Origin of the sequence: Kribbella sp. NPDC048915 (assembly GCF_040649595.1) — a bacterium.
In the GTDB taxonomy this organism is placed as follows: Bacteria; Actinomycetota; Actinomycetes; order Propionibacteriales; family Kribbellaceae; genus Kribbella.
The window spans coordinates 60,465-79,091 of sequence record NZ_JBEZFT010000007.1; the positions used below are offsets into that span (position 1 = coordinate 60,465).

The following is an 18,627-nucleotide window of genomic DNA, read 5'->3' on the forward strand; positions in this document are numbered from 1 at the left end:
CATCCGCTCCTCTTCCGTAAATCTTTCCCTCCCGCCGCAGCCATCATGGTCCATAACTTTCCATCCGCGCGACCCGAACCGCGGCGGCCGGCCGGCACCTTGACAGCCGCAGGTGCCGCGTTGATGATCGTTTCGCTATACCGGTTTATCTCTGACTTCCGCCTGGCTGTTGGCTGGGCGGAAGCTGTTGCTTAACCGCTATAGCGCTTCCGCCCACCTGTGACGAGGAGTCGATGAGCTCATGAAGCGAAGGACCTTGTTGTCTGCTCTGGCCGCCGGGACCGCTGCGGCCGCGACCGGTGCCGCGCTGCCCGCGGAGGCGGCCGGCAAACGTCGGCGTCCCCGGGCCAAGAACGGCCCGATCACTGTCGCGTACATCGAGGTGAACAACTACAGCATGCTGAACGCCGGCAAGTACACGCTGGCGAACGGCGGTGCCCAGGTCATCGACATCGCGCTGATCTTCGCGGCGAACATCAACTACGACGGCACCAAGGCGTACCTGCACTTCAACGAGCAGGTCCACGACGTACTCGACAACGTCGCGACCCAGGTCCGCCCATTGCAGCGCAAGGGCATCAAAGTGCTGTTGTCGATCCTCGGCAACCACCAGGGCGCCGGTTTCGCGAACTTCCCGGACCAGGCGTCCGCCGACGCGTTCGCGCAGGAGCTCGCCGACGCCGTCAACCAGTACGGTCTCGACGGCATCGACTTCGACGACGAGTACGTCGAGTACGGCAACAACGGCACCGGCCAGCCGAACGACTTCTCGTTCGTCTACCTGGTGCAGGCATTGCGCGAAAAGCTCCCGAACAAGCTGATCACGCTCTACGACATCGGCCCGTCGTCCGAGCGCCTCGAGTACAACGGCCAGAGCATCGCCAACACCTTCGACTACGCCTGGTGGCCGTACTACGGCAGCTGGGGCGTACCGCACGGCCCGACCGACAAGTCTCGCCTCGGCCCGGCGGCCGTCTCGTACACCGCAACCAGCGCGAGTACGGCGGCCGCACTGGCGCAGCGCACCGTCGACGAGGGGTACGGCGTCTACCTCACGTACAACCTGACCGATGCGGACACCTCGTCGTACATGACCGCCTTCACCCAGAAGCTGTACGGCAGCGCGACCGTCTACAAGCCCTAGCAGACAAAGGGATGGCCGGCAGGAAGCCGGCCATCCCCCGAAGCCTTGCGCGGTCTTGTCAGCCGCGCCCGCGACCCTTGCGGTCCTTCGCGGCATCGTCCACGCGCCGACGCAGTTCCTCGGGCGAGTCGCCGCGCCCGCCGCCCTTGAAGACGCTCTGGGCGGCGGCCGTCTTGCCGTCGGTCTCGAGACGGTCGACGACCTTCCCCCACTGCCGCTGGCGCTCCAGTGCCTTGTCACCCGCGAGATCGTCCTTCGCGCTGCCGCCCTTGTTGAACAGCCCCATCTTCGCCTCCTGATCACTACCGGTTCGTAACCCCCGTGGTGTTTGCGATCGTAGGACGAGGGCGGGCCACCGCCGGTTCCGTCGAAGTCAGACTTCGTACTCCCAGCCCGGCTGCCAATTGACGCCTCCGGCAACCAACTGCTCCAGCGGAGCCCGGCTGCCGTGGAGATGCTCCAGCGCCCACCGGTTCGCCGAGTGGGCGACCACGAGCACCCGCCGATCACCGAACCAGTGCTTGACGTCGGCAACAAATGAGCGGGTCAGCTCGAGGACGTCGGTGTACGACTGACCGCCCGGGAACGGCATACCGATCCGATCGACCCGCGGCTCGAGCGCCTCCCGCGGCGCGCCGTTGAGCTCGCCGTAGTTGCATTCGCGCAGCCGCCAGTCCTGGAAATGCGGTACCGCGAGCCCGGCCAGTTCCACGGTTTGTACGGCGCGGCGCAGATCCGAGCTGAAGACCATGTCGACGTCGCGGCGGCGCTCGCCCAGTGCGCGCGCCTCGGCCCGGCCGCGCTCCGAGAGCTCCCCGGGCAACCACCCGGTCGCGATCTCGCGTTCGTTGTCCACTGTCGTCGCATGCGTTTCGTAAATCAGCTGCACAGCTCACATCCAAACCCCCTTGGCCGACATTACCGGTGGGTATATACTTAAGTTACTGGCGAGTAAAGTGCATTGGGGAGTCTCCGTGAGCCACTACAAGTCGAATCTGCGGGACATCGAGTTCAATCTGCTCGAGGTCCTGGGCCGGGGCGACGTGCTCGGTCACGGGCCGTACGCCGAGATGGACGTCGACACCGCCCGCGAGGTGCTCGCGGAGGTGGACCGGCTGGCCAAGCACGAGCTGGCCGAGTCCTTCGCGGAGGCCGACCGGTTTCCACCGGTCTTCGACCCGGAGACTCACGAGGTCCGGATGCCCGAGGCCTTCAAGAAGAGCTACCACGCCTACATGGACGCCGAGTGGTGGCGGCTGGAGCTGCCGCCGGAGCTGGGTGGCCAGCCGACTCCGCCCTCACTGCGCTGGGCCGCGGCCGAGCTGGTGCTGGGCGCCAACCCGCCGGTGCACATGTACGCCGCCGGCCCGAACTTCGCGCACGTGCTCTGGCGCAACGGCACCGAGCGGGACAAGTTGATCGCGCACCACATCATCGAGCGCGGCTGGGGCGCCACCATGGTGCTGACCGAGCCGGATGCCGGTTCCGACGTCGGCGCCGGGCGTACCAAGGCCACGCTGCAGGAGGACGGCAGCTGGCACATCGAGGGAGTGAAGCGCTTCATCACCTCGGGCGAGCACGACCTGACCGAGAACATCGTGCACCTGGTTCTCGCCCGGCCGCAGGGCATCGAGGGCGTCGGCGGTCCCGGTACCAAGGGCCTGAGCCTGTTCGTGGTGCCGAAGTACCACTTCGACCTGGAGACCGGCGAGCTGACCGGTGAGCGCAACGGCGCCTACGTCACGAACGTCGAGAAGAAGATGGGCATCAAGGTCTCCACGACCTGCGAGATCACCTTCGGCGACAGCAACTACGGCGGCCCGGCCAAGGGCTGGCTGCTCGGCGAGGTACACGACGGCATCGCGCAGATGTTCCAGGTGATCGAGTACGCGCGGATGATGGTCGGCACCAAGGCGATCGCGACGCTGTCCACCGGCTACCTGAACGCGCTCGAGTACGCGAAGGAGCGGGTGCAGGGCGCCGACCTGACCCAGCCGGCCAAGGACGCGCCGCGCGTGACGATCACCCATCACCCCGACGTACGGCGCTCGCTGATGACGCAGAAGGCGTACGCCGAGGCGCTGCGGGCGCTGGTGCTGTTCACGGCGACATACCAGGACCGGGCCGAGCAGGCGCGGTACGCCGGTGCGCACGACGACCTGGCCGAGCGGGTGAACGACCTGCTGCTGCCGCTGGTCAAGGGCTACGGGTCGGAGAAGTCCTGGACGCTGCTCGGCACCGAGTCGCTGCAGACCTTCGGCGGCTCCGGCTTCCTGCAGGACTACCCGATCGAGCAATATGTGCGGGACGCGAAGATCGACACGCTGTACGAGGGCACGACCGCGATCCAGGGTCAGGACCTCTTCTTCCGCAAGATCATCAAGGACCAGGGCAAGGCGCTCGGGCACCTCGCCGAGCAGGTGCAGGCGTTCGTCGCCTCCGAGGCGGGCAACGGCCGGCTCAAGGAGGAGCGCGGACTGCTCGCCAAGGGCCTCGAGGACACCCAGAAGATCCTGGGCATCATGGGCCAGGCTCTGATGTCCGCGAACCCGCAGGCCGAGAACGGCGACCCCCGCAACGTTTACAAGGTCGGCCTGAACACCTCCCGGCTGCTGTACGTCCTCGGCGATGTGGTCTGCTCGTGGCTGCTGCTCCGGCAGGCCGAGGTCGCGCTGGAGAAGCTGGGCGGCGAGCTCTCCCCGGCCGACCAGGACTTCTACGCGGGCAAGGTCGCGGCGGCGCAGTGGTTCGTGCGGAACACGATGCCGTCGGTGCGGGCCGAGCGGGTCAAGGCCGAGCTGACCGACCTCGACGTGATGGACCTGCCCGAGTCCGCCTTCTGAATCCCGATCCCTCCGGCTCGGCCACTTGCGCGGGTCGAGCCGGAGGCGCGGGCGGTGGCGGCGACGGGCCATGAGCTGAGGTGGGCTGATCTGCCCCGGGCTGCCCCACGATCTGCCCTGTTGCGGAGCGTGATCGTGGAGCACCGTTGCTGCCCTGAAACACCGTGACCCTGGCTTGGCTTCCCCTGTCCGAGCCAGGGTCACGTCCAGGTCCGAGTCCCGGCAGGCGGTGGAACCGAGCGATGCGTCCGTGCGTCCGGATGACTATGCGCGGACCCGGTCGTCGTACCCTGTCGGCGATGCCCCTCCCATTTCTCACCGCGGTACTCGCCGCCTTCGCCTTTCTGCTGCCCGCCCTGCCCGCGGCCGCGGAGGGGATCGCGGAGACGCCGGAGCCACCGGATCGGATCGCCGCCGCGTGGCGGACCGACCGGCTGTACGTCGACGAGCGGTTGAAGGCATCCGTCCCGGCCACTGAGATCGCCCGGATCCGCGCCGCAATGAAGACCGCCGCCCTGCCTGCGTACGTCGCAATCGTGCCGAAGACCCCGGCCCTGGAGCCGCTCCTGTACGACCTGCCGACGTTGCTGCACGCAAGGGTCGGCGAGCCCGGGCTGTATCTGGTCGCGACGGTGACCTCGGACTACTGGTCGGCGGTCGAGGAGATGTACCGGCCGGCCGGTCTGCGCGGACGGACCCTGACCAGCGTCCAGCTCGAGGACAAGCAGCGGCTGGACATCCTGCAGGACCGCCCGGCGCCGCAGATCGTGCGGACGATCCAGCAGGCGTCGAGAGCGTACGACGGTCGTGCGATACCGCCCGCCCCGCCCGGCGATCTCGAGCCGGACCGCAAGGAGAACCCGAACCGCGGGCCTTCCCTCACCGACCAGCAGGACCGGGCGGCGTTCGTCGGCATCGGCATCGGCGCATTGGCCGGTTTGGTGCTGGTCCTGATCCTCGCGTTGCGCGGCCGCGACCACGCGCCGACGGGGTCCGGCAAGCGCCGGCGCGCCGACCGGCCGGTGCTCGAGGCACCGGACGTGGCCGCCAAGGCGGACGCAAAGATCCGACGGGCGCAGCAGGCGCTCGCCAGGCTGGAGCGGCGCCGCCACAAGACGGCCGACCAGCTCGATCTCCGCGACGATGCCCACCGCAGGCTGGATGCGGCCCGGGCGCTGCGGGCGGCGGATCACCAGGACGACGTCCTCGCCGCCGGCGGCGCGCTGGTGCTTGCGCGCCAGGCCGAACAGGCCGCCGCCGGCAAGGCAGTCCAGCCGCCGTGCTTCTTCAACCCCGTGCACCTGCCCGGGACGGTCAGCGTCAACTGGTCGGACGATGTCGAGGTACCGGCTTGCCAGCTGTGCGCCAACGCCATCCGCCGGGAGAAGACACCGGACGGGCTGCGGGTGCCGAAGCCGGGACTGTTCGGCAACGACCGCCAGCGGGTGCCGTACTGGACGCTCGACCCGGAGGACAGCCCGATGGTGGCGACCGGCTTCGGTGCGCTCTCCGACGATCTGCCCGAGCAGCTCGCGACCCGGAAGGACGAGGTCCGATGAGGCGACTGCTGCTGTTGCTGATGGCAACCGGATGGCTCCTCACGGGGACCGCACGGGCTGAGGTGCCGACGGATCCGAGGATCACCGAGGCGGTCAAGGCCTGGGCGATCGAGCCGCTGTACGTCGATCCGGAGTTCAGCTCGGTGGTCGACCGCGCCGAGACCTTGAAGGTCATTTCGGACTCGACCGTGCCGGTGTTCGTTGCCGTCGTACCGTACGGCGAATGGTTCCAGGAGAAGGGCGACGCCGTCCTGCTCGCCGGCTGGATGGCCGCTGCCAACGACAAGCCCGGGCTGTACGTCGTGATGGACGGCAGGCGCTCGTACGGCGCCGCCCATCGGGTCGACGTCCGGGTGTGGAGCTGGGGCTACCAGAAGGACAAGGAATCGCTGAGCCGGCAACTCTCGGGGTTCCTCGGTGAGGTGCGGGAGACGAACAACCGCACACCTGAGCCGGCCCGGACGGAGCCCACGCCGCCGCCCGCACCGGAGCAGCCGGAGCCGCCGAAGAAGTTCACCACCGGCATGGCGATCCGCAACGGCCTGGCCGGAGCGCTGCTCGGACTGATCGGCGGCGGCATCCTCGGTGGAATCGTACTGGCGGTCCTGGCCTTCACCGGCCGGCGACGGGAAGGAAGCACGTGAGAACCAGGTTCCTGCCGATCGCGGCAGCTGTGCTGACTGTGCTGATGGGGCTGACAGGGCTGGATCTGCTCGCCGCGGCGCCGGCCGAGGCCGGGACGGTGCGGACGCCGGCGGAGCGAGCGAAGGAGATCGCGACCGCACTGCGCAAAGACCCGATGTACATCGACCCGGCGTACCGGACGGCACTGCCGGAGAAGCTGCAGGCCGACCTCCGGGCCAAGGCGAAGGCCGTCGGGTACCCGATCTACACGGTCGTGCTGCCGCTGACGCCCAGCGACGAGTTCGAGGGCAAGGAGCGGGTCGCGCTCACGCTGATCATCGACGCGTTGCGGCGGCCCGGGCTGTACGTCGTGATGGACGGCGGCCAGCGGTTCCCGTGGTTCGAGCTCCGCGAGGTCTCGCAGGTCAACGACGAGAAGCTGCGCGCCGCGCGGGACCGCGCGCTCGACGACACCGGCTACGACGCCGGCCCGACCGAGGTGCTGTCCCGGATGTACGAACTGCTCGCCCAGCCGGGGATCCCGCAGACCACGAAGCGACCGAGCAGCGAACGGCCGAGCACCTCGTCCGAAGGCGACGACGGGACCGGCAGGACGGTCTTGTGGTCGCTCGTCGGCGGTGTCGTGGTCCTGATCGGACTGGGGCTGGTGATCGGCCGCGGCCGTGGATCGAAACGGGGGCGGGAGAAGACGTTCCACATCCCGCCGCATGTGGCAGCGACCGTCGCGGCCGAGCGGCGGCGGCGGCTCACCAAGGAGACGAACGCCGAGCTCACCGCGCTCGGGTCGGATCTCGCCGCGCTGCCGACCAGCCGCGGCGACGAACTGGCGCACCAGCAGGCCGCGCTCGACGGGCATGCGGCCGCGCGGAGCGTCCTCGACTCGTCGCCCGACCTGGTCGACCTGGTCGGCGCGATGGTGCTGCTGGACAAGGCGCGGCGCGAGTACAACACCGCGGTCGCGATCGCGGCCGGCCGGCGCACCGACGCCGTACCGGAGCTGTGTGCCTTCAACCCGCTGCACGGACGGTCGTCCGGCCAGCCGACCAAGGTGGAGTCCGACGGTACGACGTTGACGCTGCCGCTGTGCGGGGAGTGCCGGCGCGCGCTGAAGCGCGGCTCCGCACCGGCGTCGCTGCCCGGCAAGGACGGCCCGTACTGGCACGACAACTCGCTCTGGGCCCGGACCTTCTTCGGCACCCTCGGCGAGGACCTGGCCGGCGCGGTTTCGCGGGGCGAGCTGCGCCGCCGCTGACCGCTCCTTCCCCTGAGTGCTCCGACGGCCGTCCCTGAGGGTGGTTCAGGGGCGGGTCGGGGGATCTGCCTGATCCAGCCGGCCACCGCCGCGGCCTACTGTCGTTGCGTCACGATGGGGAGCTGAGAAGAGGCGGACGATGGCGGAGAACAAGCAGCTGGGAGTGGTCCTGCTGGTGGCAGCGGCCGGGCTGGCGTTCTGGCAGTTCGGGGACCGCGACTCCGACGACCGGCACACGGTCGACGAGAAGATCACCACGGTCGAGCTGGCCGCCGGCAGTTCCGACATCACCGTCAAGGTCTCCGACGACGACCGGACCACGGTGCAGGAGAAGCGGAAGTTCTGGTTCTTCAAGCGCGGCGACGCGTACTCGGTGCAGGACGGCGTACTCAAGCTGGACGGCGACTGCGGCTGGCAGTGCACCGCCGACTTCGAGGTCACCGTCCCGCGCGGTACCAAGGTGACCGGTGAGAACGGCAGCGGCGACCTCGAGCTGGTCGGCGTGGCCGGAGTGGACGCGAAGTCCCGCTCCGGTGAGGTCGAGCTGCGCGAGATCGACGGCGACGTGAAGCTCGACGTGACGTCCGGCGACATCACGGTGCAGAGCCTGTTCGGCAAGCTCGAGCTGAAGGCCAACTCCGGCGACATCGAGGCCACGGGGCTGAAGGGCGGCCCGGTGAATGTCGAGACCACCTCGGGCGACATCGAGGTCGAGCTCGCCGAAGCGAACGACGTGACCGTCAAGGGCACCAGCGGCGACATCGAGATCACCGCACCGGCGAGCGACTACCAGGTCCGCACCGAGTCCAAGCACGGTGAGGTCGAGAACAACCTCGGGAACACCGCAAATGGCGCGCACAGCGTCAACGCCACCACGACCTCGGGCGACATCGAGCTGCGCGCGGCCAATTCCTGATCGACCGAACCGGTCTCGAAGGGCTACTCCCGCACGTCGCGGTGGTGCTCCTCGACGACCCGGTACTCCTCTTCCACCGCGGGGTCGATGGCGTTCGTCTCGACCCGGCGCCGGCGGTTGGTGATGTAGAAGGAAAGCATGATTCCGGCCAGGCCGGCGAGCAGCAGGATGAAGCCGACGACCTGCAGGTTCACCGCGTCCCAGCTGTCCCGGACGGCGAACGCCAGCACGGCGCCGACGACCATCAAGAAGATCCCCACACCGATGCTCATCTGTGAGCCTCCCAGCGAGTAGCCCGACACCTTCGACGGTACCCGCTGGCAAACCGGACCTCACGTACTCGAGCCGGACAAAACCAATTCGACGCGGGTGGGGCCGTCGGCGGTGATCTCGATCGGCACGCCCCAGTCCTGGCGGTGCATATGGCAGGCGGGGAACTCGACCTCGTCGGAGTTGTCACACGACGCCGCCTGAACGGCGACATGCAGGACGCCGGAGCCGGCGTGCGGGTCGATGACCAGGCGGCGGACCAGGTCCGTGCTGTCGCCGGCGCCTTCGCGGAGCAAGTTGTCCGGAGTGGACGAGACCAGCAGCCGCGTCGAAGGCCCGTAGCGGTCGTCGAGCTTCTGCCCGGGCGGCGGGTTGAACACGACCTCGAGAGTGACCTCGCCGGCCGCCAGGTCCATCGGCGGGCGCTGCGCGCGGGTGCTGAACTCGTCGGCGGTCGCCGACGCACCGAGCGGTACTCGGGTCAGTCGGTGCGCCGTCGATTCGACCACCAGCAAATCGTTGCCGACGACAACCGCGCCGCTCGGCTCGGCCAACCCGGTGGCCATCGTCTCGACCGTGTCGGTACGCGGGTCGTACCGCCGTACGGCGCCGTTGTAGGTGTCCGCGATCGCCACCGACCCGTCCGGCAGGACGGTCACGCCGAGCGGATGCTGCAGCAGCGCCTCGCTCGCCTTGCCGTCACGCAGCCCGAAGTCGAACAGTCCGGTGCCGACGGCGGTGTGGGCCTCGGTGTCGATCCAGCGCAGCGCGGAGATCTCCGAGTCGGCCAGCCACAACCGGTCGCCGTCGGCGGCGAGACCGCTGGTCTGCGCGAACCAGGCCTCCTTGAGCGGGCCGTCCTTCAGGCCTTCGTTCGTCGTACCGGCCGCGATCTCGGTGACTGAAGTGAACGGGTCGAACGTCCACAGCTGGTGGACACCGGCCATCGCGATCCAGACCTTGTCCTGCCACCACGCGACGTCCCACGGCGAGCTCAGTACGTCGGTGCCGTCGCCGTCCATCCACTGCTTGCCGGTGCCGACGAGGGTCCGGACTGTGCCGTCGGCCAGCGTGATGCCGCGCAGCGCGTGGTTGACGGTGTCCGCCACGACGACGTCGTACCCGAGGTTGCCGGCTACGTCCGGCGGCAGGACGACCAGCCCGTTCGGCTCGGAGAACGCGGCCTGGTCGGCGGGACCGTCCACGAATCCACGCCGGCCGGTGCCGATCCGCCGTACGACGGTGGTCGCATCGTCCGCGAGCTCGACAATGCTGTGGTTGCCGGCGTCGGCCACCAGGAATCCGTTGTCCGCCGCAACCACCTTCGCGGGGAACCGCAGGTCCGTCGGCTCGGGCGTCGGCGCGACGTACGGCGATTTGCCGCGGGTGAGCGTACCGGCCTGCTCGTGCTCGACGACCAACTCGGCGAGCAGGGCGTCGAGGGCGTGAGCGTGTCCTTCACCGGAGTACTGCGCGACGATGTACCCGTTCGGATCCACCAGCACCAGCGTCGGCCAGGCGCGGGCGGTGTAGTTCTGCCAGGTGATCAGCTCCGGATCGTCCAGCACCGGATGCCCCACCTCGTACCGCTCGACGGCGGCCCGCACCGCCGCCTCCTCCCCCTCGTGCGCGAACTTCGGCGAATGCACCCCCACAATCACCAACGCGTCGCCGTACTTCTCCTCCAACGGACGCAGCTCGTCCAGCACATGCAGACAGTTCACGCAGCAGAACGCCCAAAAATCGAGCAACAAAAAGCGTCCGCGGAAGTCGGCGAGCGACAGCTCCCGCCCACCTGTGTTCAACCACCCACGACCACGCAACTCCGGCGCACGCACATGCATGCCCCCATTGTCCGCCGCCGCTCAACCCACCCGGCCCCTGGGTCAGTGGGTGGTCAGCGCGGGAGGATCAGCGTGTCGGTGAGAAGTTTGGCGGTTTTGCGGAGGGTGGCCGGGGACGAGCTCAGGTCGGCGGCGAGGGTGTAGGGGGTGAGGGTTTCGCCGGGGCCGACCAGGCGGTGGCGGTGGGCGATCAGCCAGACGATGGCGCGCGGCCAGGTGGAGAGGCGGGCCTTGGCGAGGAGGTCGGGGGCGTCACGGACCAGGCGTTCGGCGATGTCGAACGCGTCCGGCGCGTACGCCGTACCGAGGGTTTCGCCGGCCATCAGCCAGGCGTGCGGTGCGAGCACCGACAAGGTGGCGGCCTGGTGGTTGTCGAGACCGCGCAGATCGGGCTGCGGTGGCGAACCGAGGCCGGCCAGCGCACGGTACGCGTCCTCGAGATCGTTGGTCGCGTCATCGAGGAAGACCCGCTCGCCCGGCTTCGAACCGACCGGATCCATCATCGCGGCCGCTTCCAGGGCCGGTTGCCAGACGTCGACCGCATCGACAGCCTCGTCGACGACGTCGAGCGGCAGGTTGGTCCGGTCACCGGCGTACGTGAGCCAGGCCTTGACCACCACCGGCACCGCGTCGAAGTAGGTGCTGTCGGCAAGCACCTTGCGCGGCAGCCAGTGCGCGAGGAAGAGCTCGACGAGTACGGCGCTGACCCGCAGTGGACCGCCTACCGTGTGGTCGACGGCGTGGTCGATCCACAACCGGGCGATGTCCGCGGCGTCGCCGGGCAGCGCCGCGCCGTACGGCGAGGCGAGGAACTGCTCGACCAGCTGATCGCGCTGCCGCGGGGTCGGCAACGGCCGGATCGGCGGGCGGACCGGGCGCTCGGGCAGCTGGGTCAGTCGATTCACCAGCAGGCCGGTGAAGAACTCGAAGTCCTCGCTGACCGGCGGATCGTCGTAGTCGCGGGTCTCACCGAGCGCCTGCAGGATGATCCCGGCCGCGATCGGCGGGCGGACGGTCCGCACGGTCACCCGGCCGCCGCGCTCGTACGCATCGAGGACGCGGTCGATCGGCGGGCCGACGAAGACGTCCTTGACGATCGCGCCGATGTTGTTGTCGATGAACACCACGACGGTGTGCGGATGCTGCTCGTCGTCGTAGTCGAGCACGACGCTCAACCCGTCGCCGGTGATGTCCTCGGAGACGATCGCGCTGGTCAGCCGGAAGCCGGCGATCCGGGTCACCCACTCGGGGATCTCGTGCTGGGTCCGCAGCCGGGAGACGTGCGCCCGCTGCAGCGGTAGCCGCCCGGCGGGACCGACCGTCCGCGCGAGGCTGGTCAGCAGCACGAACGACTCCAGATCCCGGCGCTCACCGAGGACCCGGGCGGCGTCGGCCCAGAAGAACCGCTCCACCTCGCCGATCTCGTCCGGGCGCCCGGCCGGCCACAGCTGGTCGGCCAGCATCGCCGCGGAACGGGCCACCGACGCCTCGGCGATCACCGGATGCAGCGCTGCCGGCGCCGCGGCCAGATCGAGGGCAAGCGTTTCCAGCAGCGTCTCCAGCACGGCGACGCTGGGCGTGGTGTCGACGTCGACACCAGCCGCCGGCACCTGCGGTTCGCCCGGCTCGGAGCCGACGAGTCGCAGATGGCTGCGTCGTCCGTCCCGGTTGCTTGGAGACTTGGTCACCTCCGTGAGATTACCGTCCGGTCGCACTCCCCCGCAGTCCCCTCCGCGCGCCCTGTGGACAACTCCGCGGACAACCCCGCCCGCCCCGCGGACCACCCGCTCGCGACCCCGCCCACCGGCCAGTACGCCGACTTTGTGCACCGGATCCGTACCGGAACGCCGGAAAAGTACGGATCTGGTGCACAAAGTCGGCTCCCGGGGCCGGCGGCCCCGGGAGGTGGCGTGCGGTCAGCCCTTGAGGGCGCCGGCCATCAGGCCGCCGATGAACCAGCGGCCGAGCAGGATGTAGACGATCAGCGTCGGGAACGACGTGATCAGCGCGCCCGCCATACTCGCGGCGTAGTCGACCTTTTGACCGCCGGCCAGCGCCGCCAGACCGAGCGTGACCGGCCCGTTGCTCTGCTGGGTCAGGAACAGCGCGAACAGGAAGTCGTTCCAGACCGAGGTGAACTGCCAGATCAGCGTCACCACGAACCCGGAGATCGAGATCGGCAGGATGATCCGGGCGTAGGTCTGGACCAGCCCGGCGCCGTCCACCCGGGCCGACTCGATGATCTCGTTCGGTACGACGGTGGCGTAGTAGTTCCGGAAGATCAGCGTGCAGATCGGGATGCCGTAGATCACGTGCGCGATGATCAGCGTCGGTACCCCGCGGGTCACGTCCAGCTCGGTGAAGGTGGTCCGCAGCGGCAGCATCACCGCCTGGTACGGGATGAACATCCCGAACAGGATGAACGCGAACACGATGTTCGCGCCCGGGAACCGCCAGCGGGCCAGTACGAACCCGTTCAGCGACCCGATGACCGACGAGATGATCGCGGCCGGGATCGCCAGCGACAGCGACCGGACCATGTACGGCTGCAGCACGTCCCACGCCTTGCGCCACGGCTCCAGCGTCCATTCCTTCGGCAGGTTCCACTGCGCGGCGGCCGTGGTGTCGCTGGAGGTCTTGAAGCTGGTGATCAGTACGACGTACACCGGGATCAGGACGAACAGCAGAAAGAGCAGCAGCAGGACGTACCGGATCGTGCGACTGCGCCGCGTCGTGCCTTCGCTGATCCTGCTCCGCGGCTGCTTCCGGCTGACCGCTGCCGCCGCTCGACCTGTCGCCGTCGCAGTATCGGTGCTCATCCACGTCCTCGCTTCGCTCCGGGCGCGGATGGGACACGTCGCACGCTGTAGTTGACTGTTCGCTCACTCATCGTTCGTCCTCCTGCCGGACGGTGACAGCGAGGTACGGGATGACGAGGATCGCGACCACCGCGAGCATCACGATCGCGATCGCGGCGGCCTTGGCCTGGTCACTGCGCAACAAGGTGTTCCACATGTAGACCGCGGGCACCTCGGTACGGAACTGGTTCGGCCCGGTGATCGCGTAGATCAGGTCGAACAGCTTCAGCGAGATGTGGCCGAGGATGATCAGCGCCGACAGCGCGATCGGCGACAACTGCGGGAACAGCACGTGCCGGTACAGCTTGAACTCCGACGCGCCGTCCACCCGGGCCGCCTCGCGCAACTCCGCCGGGATCCCGCGGAAGCCGGCCAGGAACAGCGCCATGATGTAGCCCGACATCTGCCAGACCGCGGGCAGCGCGATGGAGGCCATCGTGGTCCACCGGCTGCCCGCCGTCCACCAGGGGTTCTCCAGGAAACTCAGATGGAGAATCTCGAACAACCGGTTCAGACCGCGGGCGTCCTCACCCTGGGACGGGTTCAGCAACCAGCCCCAGACCACACCCGAGGCGATCATCGAGATCGCCATCGGGAACAGGTAGATCGAGCGGAACACCGATTCGCCCGGGACGCCCTTCTCCAGCAGCAGCGCCCAGAGCAGACCGAAGATCAGCGTGCCCACGATGAACGCCACCGTGAGCACGCCGAGGTTCTTCATCGAGTTGATGAACCGCTCTTCACCGAACAGGTTCACGTAGTTCTCGAACCCGACGTACTCGGCCGGGCCCTTGCGTGCCGTGTGCCGGTCGGTCAGCGAGGTGTTGAAGGACCAGGCGATCAACCCGTAGACGAAGTACCCGAGCAGCAGGACGGTGGGCAACAGCACCAGGGCTCCGGGACCCCAGGTGCGGATTCGTCCGTGCACGATCAGCCCCCCGACCGGGGAGCGGTCCCCAACTCGACGCGCATCAGCTCGTCTTCATCGCGTTGCCGAGCGCCGTCTGCAGCTTGGCGACGTCCGGGCTACCGCTGAACTGGCTGATCGCGGACAGAATGTCGTTGTTCTGGCCGAGTGTGCACGCGGCACCATGGGCACAGGACGGGACGATCTTGTCCTTCTTCCAGTCCGCCATCGCGGCCTGCTGGTACTTCGGGTAGTCGGCCGGGTCCGCGTCCGAGCGGGCCGGGATCGAGCCCTTCTTGGTGTTGAACGCCTTCTGCCCCTCGGCCGAGCCGGTCACCTTCAGCCAGCACTTCGCGCCGTCCGGGTTCTGCCCGTTGGTCGGCAGCGTGAACGAGTCGGCAAGGAACTGGAAGTTGCCGGCGGTTCCCGGCGACGGCCAGTACGTGTATGCCGTGTCCGGCACCTTGTCGGCGAGCTGCTGTGCGGCCACCCAGTCGCCCATCAGCGTGTAGCCGGCCTTCCCGGAGTTCACGTAGCCGAGCGCGTCCGGCCAGTCGATGGACTCACGGTCGGGGTTGGTGTATGTCAGCAGCGTCTTGTACTTGTTCAGCGCCGCGGTCACATCGCCACCGGCCCAGTCGGTCTTGCCGTCCCACAGCCCGGTGAACTTGTCCGGACCGAGCTCGGCGAGCAGTACCGCCTCGACCAGCATCTGCTGCGCGAAGCCCTTGGAGATCGCCAGCGGCGCGGTCACGCCCGCGGCCTTCAGCTTGCCCAGGTCCGCGATCCAGGCGTCGACGTTCGCCGGGGCCTGAGTGGCGTCGATGTTCGCCTTCTTCAGCACCACCGGGTTCGCCCAGACGACGTTCGCCCGGTGGATGTTCGCCGGGATCGAGTAGATCTTGCCGTCGACGGTCAGGTTGTCGATCAGGTTCTGCGGGAAGGCCTTGTCGAGGCCGAACTCCTTGTACAGCGCGCTGACGTCGTCGACCTGACCGGCGTTGATGTAGTCCCGCAACTCGGCACCCGCGTGCGCCTGGAAGGTGGACGGCGGCTTACCCGCCTGCAGGTCGTTCGCCAGCACCTGCTTGGCGTTCGAGCCCGCACCACCGGCGACCGCGGAGTTCACGAACTTGAAGTCCGTGCACTCGGTGTTGAACACCGAAACCAGACCGTCCAGACCGGCCTTCTCGCCACCGTCGGCCCACCAGGTGAAGACGGTGACGTCCTTGCTCGCGGCAGAGTCGCCGCCACCACTGTCGTCGCTGTTCCCGCAGGCGCTCACCGCGAGAAGACCCGCCGCACCCACCAGCGCCAGGGTCTTGCTCAACCCACCACGCATGATTCACTCTCCGATCAGTCCGATGGAGCCGCCTGTGACAACGATGCCCCCTTGACGGCCCCACTCTGGTCACGCGGGCAGACGGGTGTCAACGTTCCGCGCAGGCGCGTTGCGCAGCCGTGACCCCGTACCCCTTGACGGCGTGAGAGCGCGCACATCGGCCCTCAGGAGCAGCGTTCCGCGCAGTGGAATTGCGCAAACGCTCAGGGGCGCAGCAGGACCTTGATCGCGCGCCGTTCGTGCATCGCGGCGTACCCTTCGGCGACGTCGGCGAGCGGCAGTTCGGTGTCGAAGACCTTGCCAGGATCGATCTCACCGGCGAGCACCTGAGCCATCAGATCCGGCAGGTACGCACGGCACGGCGCCGCCCCGCCGCTCAGGCCGATGTTGCGGCGGAACATCGTCGAGATCGGCAGCTCGACGCCGTGCGGTACGCCGACGAAGCCGACCGTGGCACCTGGGCGCGCGACGTCGAACGCGGTTGTCATCGACTGATCGGTGCCGACGCATTCGAGTACGGCGTCCGCGCCGACACCGCGGGTCAGTTCGAGGACGGCGTCGCGGGCCTCGTCGCCGCGCTCGGAAATGATGTCCGTGGCACCGAATTCCTTCGCGAGCTTCTGCCGCGGTTCGTGCCGCGACAGCGCGACGACCCGCTCCGCGCCCATCCGCGACGCCGCGAGGACGCCACACAGCCCGACCGCACCGTCGCCGACCACCACGACCGTGTCCCCGGCCTTCACCCGGGCCGAGCGCGCCGCGTGCCACCCGGTACCCATCACGTCGGACAGTGTCAGCAGCGACGGCACCATCGAGTCGTCGGGCACCTCCGGCGTCGCGACCAGCGTGCCGTCGGCGTACGGGAGTTTGACGTACTCGCCCTGGCCGCCGTCGGCCTTGTCGCTGCCGTAGCCGACCATGTTCTGGCAGGCGGTGTGGAACCCGGCCCGGCAGTGCGGGCAGGTGCCGTCGCTGACCACGAACGGCGCCACCACGAAGTCGCCGGGCTTGACCGTCCGGACCTCGGACCCGACCTCCTCGACGATGCCGACGAACTCGTGGCCGATCGGCCGTGGCTGCTTGACCTCGTTCTCCCCGCGGTACGGCCACAGGTCCGATCCGCAGACGCACGAGGCGACCACCTTGACCACCGCGTCACCGGGCCCGTCGATCCGCGGATCCGGCCGCTCTTCCAGCCGTACGTCGAACGCTCCGTGGATCACTGTGGCTCGCATGGAACTCACAGTAGATCAGGCCGGAACGGGCTCCACCGACGCGGGCCGTTTTGCGTCCCAGGCCAGCCAGACGCACGCGGCCGCGAGCAGTACGCCGTGCCCGATCCGCAGCGCCGGCGGACCGAAGAACTGCGGCAGGAACAGCCCGAACCCGACCGCGAACAGGATCGCCGGCACGGTCTTCCTGCGGACCGCGACCATGATCGCAGCGACCGCCATCGCCAGCAGCCCGAGGCCGAACATCGTCATCGCGTACGGGTTGAAGCGCACCTTCTCGGCCAGGTCGACGACGTTCGACTGGTTCGCGATCGCGTGCAGGCCGAAGACCTCGGCACCGTAGTACGGCAGCGTCAGGCCGGCGCCGATCCAGAAGACCACGGCCGCGGTGCGATGCCATGACAGCAACACGATCGGCACGATGACGAACCCGATCATCGCGCACAGGTGCGCGACGATCCACGCGGTCGAGCCCATCGCGGCGGCAGCGCCGGCGGTCGTGGTTTCGTCCTCCCACGGGCGAAGGACGGGATAGAGCAGGAACAGCACGCCTGCGACGGTCAGCGGGATCCTCATGATTCGTTCCTCAGACTGGCGAGATACAGCTGGATGAGTTGGTCGTAGGTCTCGTCGAGGTCCTCGGGCAGGCCGAAGCCGCCGGCCGACTCGATGGACGCGAAGCCGTGCACGATCACCCGCAGGCGCCGGATCGCCTGAATGGCGGCCGACCCCTGGAGTCCGTAGCCGCGCAGCGTCGCCCCCAGGACGCCGATCAGCTTCGTGCCCGCAGCTTTCTGGACGGGGTCGTGCATCGGGTCCATCGGCATCGCGGCGTACCGCTTCGGATGCGCGGCGACGTACGCCCGGTAGGCGTGCATCAACGCGGTGACCGCGTCGTCACCGGCGCGGCCGAGGACCGCGGCGGTGAACTGCTCGGTCATGTCCTCCAGCACCCGCACACCGACGAGCGTCTTCAGCTCGCCGAGGCTCGCCACGTGTTTGTACAGCGACGGTGTGGCGACCCCGCAGGCTTGCGCAACGGCGGCGAGCGTGAGGCCGTCGGGCCCGTGCTCGTCGACGAGACCGAACGCGACGTCGACCACGGCGGCGGGCGTCAACGTTCGTTTTACTACCATAGCCCTAAGGCTAATGCCATTAGCTTAGCGCGTCAAGCAGCCGCCCGGCGCGACGGGCCGAGCGGTCAGATCGTGAAGTAGCGGCCGCGGCGGTGGACCAGCGGCGGTACGTCGTCCGCGCCGAACTCGACGTGGGCGATCTCGAGCTGGACCTGGAGCGCCCAGCCGACCTCGGGCGGGTCCTGGTCCACGAGCGTGCAGCCGGCCCAGGTGCTGACGCCGACCGGCGCGGGACCCCACTCGGTGTCGGTCCAGTCGATCATCCGGAACGGTCCGCCCGGCGCGGGAGCGACGTACCCGAAGGCGTCGGCGAGCTTGCGGTGCGGTTCGCCGAGCAGCGAGACCACCGCGGTCCTTGCCGCACGCAACATTTCCCACAGGTCGGAGTCCGGGTCGATCAGTCCGATCACGTAGCCCGGTTCGCCGTCCGCGACCAGCATCGACGACACCGTGAGCCCGGCCCGCTCGCCCTCGTACGCCGTCGTCCACAGCCCGACCGGCGACGGCAACCGCCCCCGCAACCGCCGCACCGGACTCCGCTCCGACTCGGGCGGCATGAACGGGTGATCGCTGTGAATCGTCATGGGGCCTCCCGGTCTGGACTGAGGAGCCTAGGGAGCGTAGCGACCGGAGCGACGAGGGAAGACCGGGAGGCACAGCCCCATGACCCGCCGCGCCG

Annotated in this window: 18 protein-coding genes; 6 read left to right on the forward strand and 12 right to left on the reverse strand. The window is 68.7% G+C overall.

From position 1 onward, the window contains the following. Nucleotides 1-241 precede the first annotated feature (241 nt). On the forward strand, nt 242-1,144 hold the full coding sequence (locus AB0B82_RS06240) for an endo-beta-N-acetylglucosaminidase H (protein ID WP_360163237.1): 903 nt from the start codon (nt 242-244) through the stop codon (nt 1,142-1,144). Nucleotides 1,145-1,202: 58 nt separating this feature from the next. Here AB0B82_RS06240 and AB0B82_RS06245 read toward each other — a convergent pair whose 3' ends face one another. Next, nucleotides 1,203-1,430, reverse strand: a complete 228-nt coding sequence (locus tag AB0B82_RS06245) for a hypothetical protein (RefSeq protein ID WP_360163239.1) — start codon at nt 1,428-1,430, stop codon at nt 1,203-1,205. 87 nt (nt 1,431-1,517) lie between these two features. Further along, nucleotides 1,518-2,033 (reverse strand): histidine phosphatase family protein, encoded by a 516-nt coding sequence (locus tag AB0B82_RS06250; protein ID WP_360163241.1) that lies wholly within the window; start codon nt 2,031-2,033, stop codon nt 1,518-1,520. Nucleotides 2,034-2,118: 85 nt separating this feature from the next. On the opposite strand from AB0B82_RS06250, the gene AB0B82_RS06255 reads away from it, so the two are divergent. The 5 genes from AB0B82_RS06255 to AB0B82_RS06275 all read left to right on the forward strand — a co-directional run bounded on the left by AB0B82_RS06255 (nt 2,119) and on the right by AB0B82_RS06275 (nt 8,359). Beyond that, nucleotides 2,119-3,987, forward strand: coding sequence for an acyl-CoA dehydrogenase (locus AB0B82_RS06255; RefSeq protein WP_360163243.1), 1,869 nt, complete (start codon nt 2,119-2,121; stop codon nt 3,985-3,987). Nucleotides 3,988-4,286: 299 nt separating this feature from the next. Further along, the gene (locus AB0B82_RS06260) at nt 4,287-5,546 is read left to right on the forward strand and encodes a hypothetical protein (RefSeq protein ID WP_360163245.1); all 1,260 of its coding nucleotides are present in this window, start codon (nt 4,287-4,289) and stop codon (nt 5,544-5,546) included. After that, entirely contained in the window at nt 5,543-6,190 is a 648-nt protein-coding gene (locus AB0B82_RS06265) for a hypothetical protein (RefSeq protein WP_360163247.1), read from the forward strand. The genes AB0B82_RS06260 and AB0B82_RS06265 overlap by 4 nt, the downstream gene beginning before the upstream one ends. Further along, nucleotides 6,187-7,443, forward strand: a complete 1,257-nt coding sequence (locus AB0B82_RS06270) for a hypothetical protein (protein ID WP_360163249.1) — start codon at nt 6,187-6,189, stop codon at nt 7,441-7,443. Before AB0B82_RS06265 ends, AB0B82_RS06270 begins: the two co-directional genes overlap by 4 nt. A 139-nt stretch (nt 7,444-7,582) precedes the next feature. Continuing rightward, complete coding sequence (locus tag AB0B82_RS06275; protein WP_360163251.1) at nt 7,583-8,359, forward strand: DUF4097 family beta strand repeat-containing protein; 777 nt, start codon at nt 7,583-7,585, stop codon at nt 8,357-8,359. Between the two features lie 23 nt (nt 8,360-8,382). Here the strand turns inward: AB0B82_RS06275 and AB0B82_RS06280 are convergent, their stop codons facing one another. The 10 genes from AB0B82_RS06280 to AB0B82_RS06325 all read right to left on the reverse strand — a co-directional run bounded on the left by AB0B82_RS06280 (nt 8,383) and on the right by AB0B82_RS06325 (nt 18,532). Continuing rightward, nucleotides 8,383-8,631, reverse strand: a complete 249-nt coding sequence (locus tag AB0B82_RS06280; protein WP_360163253.1) for a DUF6458 family protein — start codon at nt 8,629-8,631, stop codon at nt 8,383-8,385. Between the two features lie 60 nt (nt 8,632-8,691). After that, on the reverse strand, nt 8,692-10,473 hold the full coding sequence (locus AB0B82_RS06285; protein WP_360163255.1) for an NHL domain-containing thioredoxin family protein: 1,782 nt from the start codon (nt 10,471-10,473) through the stop codon (nt 8,692-8,694). 53 nt (nt 10,474-10,526) lie between these two features. Continuing rightward, the gene (locus tag AB0B82_RS06290) at nt 10,527-12,161 is read right to left on the reverse strand and encodes a hypothetical protein (RefSeq protein WP_360163257.1); all 1,635 of its coding nucleotides are present in this window, start codon (nt 12,159-12,161) and stop codon (nt 10,527-10,529) included. Nucleotides 12,162-12,389: 228 nt separating this feature from the next. Next, the gene (locus tag AB0B82_RS06295) at nt 12,390-13,292 is read right to left on the reverse strand and encodes a carbohydrate ABC transporter permease (protein WP_360163259.1); all 903 of its coding nucleotides are present in this window, start codon (nt 13,290-13,292) and stop codon (nt 12,390-12,392) included. A 67-nt stretch (nt 13,293-13,359) separates the two neighbouring features. After that, nucleotides 13,360-14,259 (reverse strand): sugar ABC transporter permease, encoded by a 900-nt coding sequence (locus tag AB0B82_RS06300; RefSeq protein WP_360163261.1) that lies wholly within the window; start codon nt 14,257-14,259, stop codon nt 13,360-13,362. Between the two features lie 43 nt (nt 14,260-14,302). Next, nucleotides 14,303-15,580, reverse strand: a complete 1,278-nt coding sequence (locus AB0B82_RS06305; RefSeq protein ID WP_360163263.1) for an ABC transporter substrate-binding protein — start codon at nt 15,578-15,580, stop codon at nt 14,303-14,305. A 203-nt stretch (nt 15,581-15,783) separates the two neighbouring features. Continuing rightward, nucleotides 15,784-16,815 carry a zinc-dependent alcohol dehydrogenase family protein gene (locus tag AB0B82_RS06310; protein ID WP_360163265.1) on the reverse strand — a complete coding sequence of 344 codons (1,032 nt, stop codon included), beginning with the start codon at nt 16,813-16,815 and terminating at the stop codon, nt 15,784-15,786. A gap of 15 nt (nt 16,816-16,830) precedes the next feature. Then, on the reverse strand, nt 16,831-17,388 hold the full coding sequence (locus tag AB0B82_RS06315; RefSeq protein WP_360163267.1) for a hypothetical protein: 558 nt from the start codon (nt 17,386-17,388) through the stop codon (nt 16,831-16,833). Then, the gene (locus AB0B82_RS06320) at nt 17,385-17,948 is read right to left on the reverse strand and encodes a WHG domain-containing protein (protein ID WP_360163269.1); all 564 of its coding nucleotides are present in this window, start codon (nt 17,946-17,948) and stop codon (nt 17,385-17,387) included. The genes AB0B82_RS06315 and AB0B82_RS06320 overlap by 4 nt, the downstream gene beginning before the upstream one ends. Nucleotides 17,949-18,013: 65 nt before the next feature. Then, on the reverse strand, nt 18,014-18,532 hold the full coding sequence (locus AB0B82_RS06325; RefSeq protein ID WP_360163271.1) for a flavin reductase family protein: 519 nt from the start codon (nt 18,530-18,532) through the stop codon (nt 18,014-18,016). Nucleotides 18,533-18,627: the final 95 nt, after the last annotated feature.

What these genes read in the sequence shown, in the direction of transcription:
- AB0B82_RS06305 (WP_360163263.1), bottom strand. Translation starts at nt 15,580, where the DNA reads ATGCGTGGTGGGTTGAGCAAGACCCTGGCGCTGGTGGGTGCGGCGGGT.
- AB0B82_RS06280 (WP_360163253.1), bottom strand. Translation starts at nt 8,631, where the DNA reads ATGAGCATCGGTGTGGGGATCTTCTTGATGGTCGTCGGCGCCGTGCTG.
- AB0B82_RS06245 (WP_360163239.1), bottom strand. Translation starts at nt 1,430, where the DNA reads ATGGGGCTGTTCAACAAGGGCGGCAGCGCGAAGGACGATCTCGCGGGT.
- AB0B82_RS06310 (WP_360163265.1), bottom strand. Translation starts at nt 16,815, where the DNA reads ATGCGAGCCACAGTGATCCACGGAGCGTTCGACGTACGGCTGGAAGAG.
- AB0B82_RS06320 (WP_360163269.1), bottom strand. Translation starts at nt 17,948, where the DNA reads ATGGTAGTAAAACGAACGTTGACGCCCGCCGCCGTGGTCGACGTCGCG.
- AB0B82_RS06260 (WP_360163245.1), top strand. Translation starts at nt 4,287, where the DNA reads ATGCCCCTCCCATTTCTCACCGCGGTACTCGCCGCCTTCGCCTTTCTG.
- AB0B82_RS06240 (WP_360163237.1), top strand. Translation starts at nt 242, where the DNA reads ATGAAGCGAAGGACCTTGTTGTCTGCTCTGGCCGCCGGGACCGCTGCG.
- AB0B82_RS06275 (WP_360163251.1), top strand. Translation starts at nt 7,583, where the DNA reads ATGGCGGAGAACAAGCAGCTGGGAGTGGTCCTGCTGGTGGCAGCGGCC.
- AB0B82_RS06265 (WP_360163247.1), top strand. Translation starts at nt 5,543, where the DNA reads ATGAGGCGACTGCTGCTGTTGCTGATGGCAACCGGATGGCTCCTCACG.
- AB0B82_RS06295 (WP_360163259.1), bottom strand. Translation starts at nt 13,292, where the DNA reads ATGAGCACCGATACTGCGACGGCGACAGGTCGAGCGGCGGCAGCGGTC.
- AB0B82_RS06325 (WP_360163271.1), bottom strand. Translation starts at nt 18,532, where the DNA reads ATGACGATTCACAGCGATCACCCGTTCATGCCGCCCGAGTCGGAGCGG.
- AB0B82_RS06285 (WP_360163255.1), bottom strand. Translation starts at nt 10,473, where the DNA reads ATGCATGTGCGTGCGCCGGAGTTGCGTGGTCGTGGGTGGTTGAACACA.
- AB0B82_RS06315 (WP_360163267.1), bottom strand. Translation starts at nt 17,388, where the DNA reads ATGAGGATCCCGCTGACCGTCGCAGGCGTGCTGTTCCTGCTCTATCCC.